We start from the raw sequence: 5,514 nt of genomic DNA on the forward strand, positions 1-5,514 counted from the left end.
TGCGCTGCGTTTTCTGCGTGGGTGGGTGATGGTTTGGGGTTCCTTTGGGATTGATCCTCGCCTCTTTCACGCCAGTGGGGGGTGGGGTTTTCGAGTCCAAGGGTCAACTATGAAGTGCTAAAGATCTTGGCTGTGCTGCTGCTCTTCGCGGGTGGTGGTGTGGTCATAGGTTTTTCGACGGAGAGTTTGATCCTGGCTCAGGACGAACGCTGGCGGCGTGCTTAACACATGCAAGTCGAACGGTGAAGCCCTTCGGGGTGGATCAGTGGCGAACGGGTGAGTAACACGTGAGCAACCTGCCCCTGGCTCTGGGACAACCACTGGAAACGGTGGCTAATACCGGATACGACCCGCCTCGGCATCGAGTGTGGGTGGAAAGTTTTTCGGCTGGGGATGGGCTCGCGGCCTATCAGCTTGTTGGTGGGGTAATGGCCTACCAAGGCGACGACGGGTAGCCGGCCTGAGAGGGCGACCGGCCACACTGGGACTGAGACACGGCCCAGACTCCTACGGGAGGCAGCAGTGGGGAATATTGCACAATGGGCGAAAGCCTGATGCAGCGACGCCGCGTGAGGGATGACGGCCTTCGGGTTGTAAACCTCTTTCAGCTCCGAAGAAGCGAAAGTGACGGTAGGAGCAGAAGAAGCACCGGCTAACTACGTGCCAGCAGCCGCGGTAATACGTAGGGTGCAAGCGTTGTCCGGAATTATTGGGCGTAAAGAGCTCGTAGGCGGTGTGTCGCGTCTGCTGTGAAAACTCAGGGCTCAACTCTGAGCTTGCAGTGGGTACGGGCACACTAGAGTGCTGTAGGGGAGACTGGAATTCCTGGTGTAGCGGTGAAATGCGCAGATATCAGGAGGAACACCGGTGGCGAAGGCGGGTCTCTGGGCAGTTACTGACGCTGAGGAGCGAAAGCATGGGGAGCGAACAGGATTAGATACCCTGGTAGTCCATGCCGTAAACGTTGGGCGCTAGGTGTGGGGTCCATTCCACGGATTCCGTGCCGCAGCTAACGCATTAAGCGCCCCGCCTGGGGAGTACGGCCGCAAGGCTAAAACTCAAAGGAATTGACGGGGGCCCGCACAAGCGGCGGAGCATGCGGATTAATTCGATGCAACGCGAAGAACCTTACCAAGGCTTGACATGCGCGGTGGAATCCCAGAGATGGGGTGTCATTTAGTTGGTCGCGTACAGGTGGTGCATGGTTGTCGTCAGCTCGTGTCGTGAGATGTTGGGTTAAGTCCCGCAACGAGCGCAACCCTCGTTCCATGTTGCCAGCACGTTATGGTGGGGACTCATGGGAGACTGCCGGGGTCAACTCGGAGGAAGGTGGGGATGACGTCAAATCATCATGCCCCTTATGTCTTGGGCTTCACGCATGCTACAATGGCCAGTACAGAGGGCTGCGATACCGTGAGGTGGAGCGAATCCCAAAAAGCTGGTCTCAGTTCGGATCGGGGTCTGCAACTCGACCCCGTGAAGTCGGAGTCGCTAGTAATCGCAGATCAGCAACGCTGCGGTGAATACGTTCCCGGGCCTTGTACACACCGCCCGTCACGTCATGAAAGTCGGTAACACCCGAAGCCGGTGGCCCAACCCGTAAGGGGGGGAGCTGTCGAAGGTGGGACTGGCGATTGGGACGAAGTCGTAACAAGGTAGCCGTACCGGAAGGTGCGGCTGGATCACCTCCTTTCTAAGGAGCATCAACCCCGTCACTGAGTTGAATCTCAGGTCTTGGATCTCCTTCGTGGGGTTCGGGTGTGGTGGGGATGGGCCAGTTTCGTCGGCACATGTTCGACGGCTGGTGCTCAAGGGTGGAACATCAACACGGCAATCATTTGCTTGCACTTTTCTCAGTACCTCGGGTTTTGCCCGGGTGGAACGGAAGTGGTGGGGTGGGTGGTCGTCTGGCGCACTGTTGGGTCCTGAGGGACCGGCCGGCAGCTACGTACTGCTCTTCTTCGGACTTCGTGTCTGGGGAGAGTGGTGGGTGGGTGTGGTTGGTGTCTTGGTCTGGGCCTGCCCTGATCGTTCACATCGGTTCGTGTCTCTGCCTTTCGGGTGGGGTTGCGGGTGTCTGGTGTCGGTCATCTGAGGGGTGGGTGCGGGTTGTCTGTTGAGAACTGCACAGTGGACGCGAGCATCAAGTAGTGATGTTCGTCGAGTGATAATCCTCTGATGAGCGGGTCACTTCGTGTCGTGTCGGTCTTCGGATCGGTGCGGTTGTGTGGTGGTCCGTACTGTCTTTGTGGTTTGGGTTTTTATTGCAGTTTCGCCTTGACCTGCATATTTGCTCTGCTGCTGTTGTCCTGCTTTCGGGTGGGGTTGGTGGTGGTGGGTGGTGTGTGGTGGTCAAGTGTGTAAGGGCGCATGGTGGATGCCTTGGCATCAGGAGCCGATGAAGGACGTGGGAGCCTGCGATAAGCCTCGGGGAGTTGGCAACCGAATGTTGATCCGAGGGTGTCCGAATGGGGAAACCCGGCCGTCGTCATGGGCGGTCACCCGCACCTGAATGTATAGGGTGTGTGGAGGGAACGTGGGGAAGTGAAACATCTCAGTACCCACAGGAAGAGAAAACAAATAGTGATTCCGTGAGTAGTGGCGAGCGAAAGCGGATGAGGCTAAACCAGTTCCGTGTGATACCTGGTAGGGGTTGCGGGGTTGGGGTTGTGGGAGTGTTCTGGACTGGGCTACCACCTGGTCGGGGAGTGAGAAAGTCGTGGTGTAGCCGAAGGGCCTGGGATGGTCCGGCGTAGTGGGTGAGACCCCCGTAGGCGAAACATTGCGGCCTCCTTGGGAGCATGTCCCGAGTAGCACGGGGCTCGTGGAATCTCGTGTGAATCTGCCAGGACCACCTGGTAAGCCTAAATACTTCCTGATGACCGATAGCGGACAAGTACCGTGAGGGAATGGTGAAAAGCACCCCGGGAGGGGAGTGAAATAGTACCTGAAACCGTGTGCCTACAATCCGTCGGAGCAGGCTTGTACCTGTGACGGCGTGCCTTTTGAAGAATGAGCCTGCGAGTTAGTGGTGCGTGGCGAGGTTAACCCGTGTGGGGTAGCCGTAGCGAAAGCGAGTCCGAATAGGGCGTCCTATAGTCGCGTGCTCTAGACCCGAAGCGGAGTGATCTACCCATGGCCAGGTTGAAGCGCGGGTAAGACCGCGTGGAGGACCGAACCCACCAGGGTTGAAAACCTGGGGGATGAGCTGTGGGTAGGGGTGAAAGGCCAATCAAACTCCGTGATAGCTGGTTCTCCCCGAAATGCATTTAGGTGCAGCGTCACGTGTTTCTTGCCGGAGGTAGAGCTACTGGATGGCTAATGGGCCCCACCGGGTTACTGACGTCAGCCAAACTCCGAATGCCGGTAAGTGAGAGCGTGGCAGTGAGACTGCGGGGGATAAGCTTCGTAGTCGAGAGGGAAACAGCCCAGATCATCAGCTAAGGCCCCTAAGCGTGTGCTAAGTGGGAAAGGATGTGGAGTTGCGCAGACAACCAGGAGGTTGGCTTAGAAGCAGCCACCCTTGAAAGAGTGCGTAATAGCTCACTGGTCAAGTGATTCCGCGCCGACAATGTAGCGGGGCTCAAGTACACCGCCGAAGCTGTGGCATTCACATAATAACCCCAGATAGCCTTCGTGGTGATTCTGCAGGTGTGTGGATGGGTAGGGGAGCGTCGTGTGTGGGGTGAAGCAGCCTGGTGATGGGTTGTGGACTGCACGCGAGTGAGAATGCAGGCATGAGTAGCGAATGACGGGTGAGAAACCCGTCCGCCGATTGACCAAGGGTTCCAGGGCTAGGTTCATCCGCCCTGGGTAAGTCGGGACCTAAGGCGAGGCCGACAGGCGTAGTCGATGGACAACGGGTTGATATTCCCGTACCGGCGTAGAACCGTCCATGGTGAGGCCGGGGATGCTAAGCACCCTAAGCCGCTGGCGCCTTCGGGTGGTGGTTGGTGGAGCGTGTGATCCGATCCGGTAGTAGTCAAGCGTATTAACAGGGGTGACGCAGGAGGGTAGCTTCCGCGTGGCGATGGTTGTCCACGTCCAAGGGTGTAGGGCGAGGTGTTGGTAAATCCGCACTTCTGACTTCAATGTCGTGTCTGAGACCTGATGGTGACCCTTTCGGGGGGAAGTAGGGTGATCCCATGCTGCCTAGAAAAGCCTCGGCGCGAGGTTCGAGCCGCCCGTACCCTAAACCGACTCAGGTGGTCAGGTAGAGAATACCGAGGCGTTCGAGTGAATCGTGGTTAAGGAACTCGGCAAAATGCCCCCGTAACTTCGGGAGAAGGGGGGCCTGAGACGTGAAGCTCCTTGCGGGCTAGCGTTTGAGGGCCGCAGAGACCAGGGGGAAGCGACTGTTTACTAAAAACACAGGTCCGTGCGAAGTCGCAAGACGATGTATACGGACTGACGCCTGCCCGGTGCTGGAACGTTAAGGGGACCGGTTACCCACGCAAGTGGGGACGCTGAGAACTTAAGCGCCAGTAAACGGCGGTGGTAACTATAACCATCCTAAGGTAGCGAAATTCCTTGTCGGGTAAGTTCCGACCTGCACGAATGGCGTAACGACTTCCCCGCTGTCTCAACCGCGAACTCGGCGAAATTGCACTACGAGTAAAGATGCTCGTTACGCGCAGCAGGACGGAAAGACCCCGGGACCTTCACTATAGTTTGGTATTGGTGTTCGGGACGGCTTGTGTAGGATAGGTGGGAGACTGTGAAGCGGTCACGCTAGTGATGGTGGAGTCATCGTTGAAATACCACTCTGGTCGTTCTGGATGTCTAACTTCGGTCCGTGATCCGGATCAGGGACAGTGCCTGATGGGTAGTTTAACTGGGGCGGTTGCCTCCTAAAGAGTAACGGAGGCGCCCAAAGGTTCCCTCAGCCTGGTTGGCAATCAGGTGTTGAGTGTAAGTGCACAAGGGAGCTTGACTGTGAGACCGACAGGTCGAGCAGGGACGAAAGTCGGGACTAGTGATCCGGCCGTGGAGTGTGGAATCGCGGTCGCTCAACGGATAAAAGGTACCCCGGGGATAACAGGCTGATCTTGCCCAAGAGTCCATATCGACGGCATGGTTTGGCACCTCGATGTCGGCTCGTCGCATCCTGGGGCTGGAGTAGGTCCCAAGGGTTGGGCTGTTCGCCCATTAAAGCGGTACGCGAGCTGGGTTTAGAACGTCGTGAGACAGTTCGGTCCCTATCCGCTGCGCGCGTTGGAAACTTGAGAAGGGCTGTCCCTAGTACGAGAGGACCGGGACGGACGAACCTCTGGTGTGCCAGTTGTTCCGCCAGGAGCATGGCTGGTTGGCTACGTTCGGAAGGGATAACCGCTGAAGGCATCTAAGCGGGAAGCCTGCTTCGAGATGAGGTTTCCGTGCCCTGTTAAAGGGGTGGGAGGCTCCCTGTAGATCACGGGGTTGATAGGCCGGGTGTGGAAGCAGCGACGAGAGAGCTGTGGAGCTGACCGGTACTAATAAGCCGATCACTTGTCTACCACGCACCAGCTGCCGCCA

Annotated in this window: 2 rRNA genes; both read left to right on the forward strand. The window is 57.6% G+C overall.

From position 1 onward, the window contains the following. Nucleotides 1-174: 174 nt before the first annotated feature. A 16S ribosomal RNA gene (locus AC0I8G_RS25800) occupies nt 175-1,693 on the forward strand. A gap of 657 nt (nt 1,694-2,350) precedes the next feature. Beyond that, nucleotides 2,351-5,495 (forward strand): 23S ribosomal RNA (locus AC0I8G_RS25805). Together the 16S and 23S rRNA genes form the textbook arrangement of a ribosomal RNA operon. The last annotated feature ends 19 nt before the right edge of the window (nt 5,496-5,514 follow it).

This window comes from Kineococcus sp. AC630 (assembly GCF_979255925.1).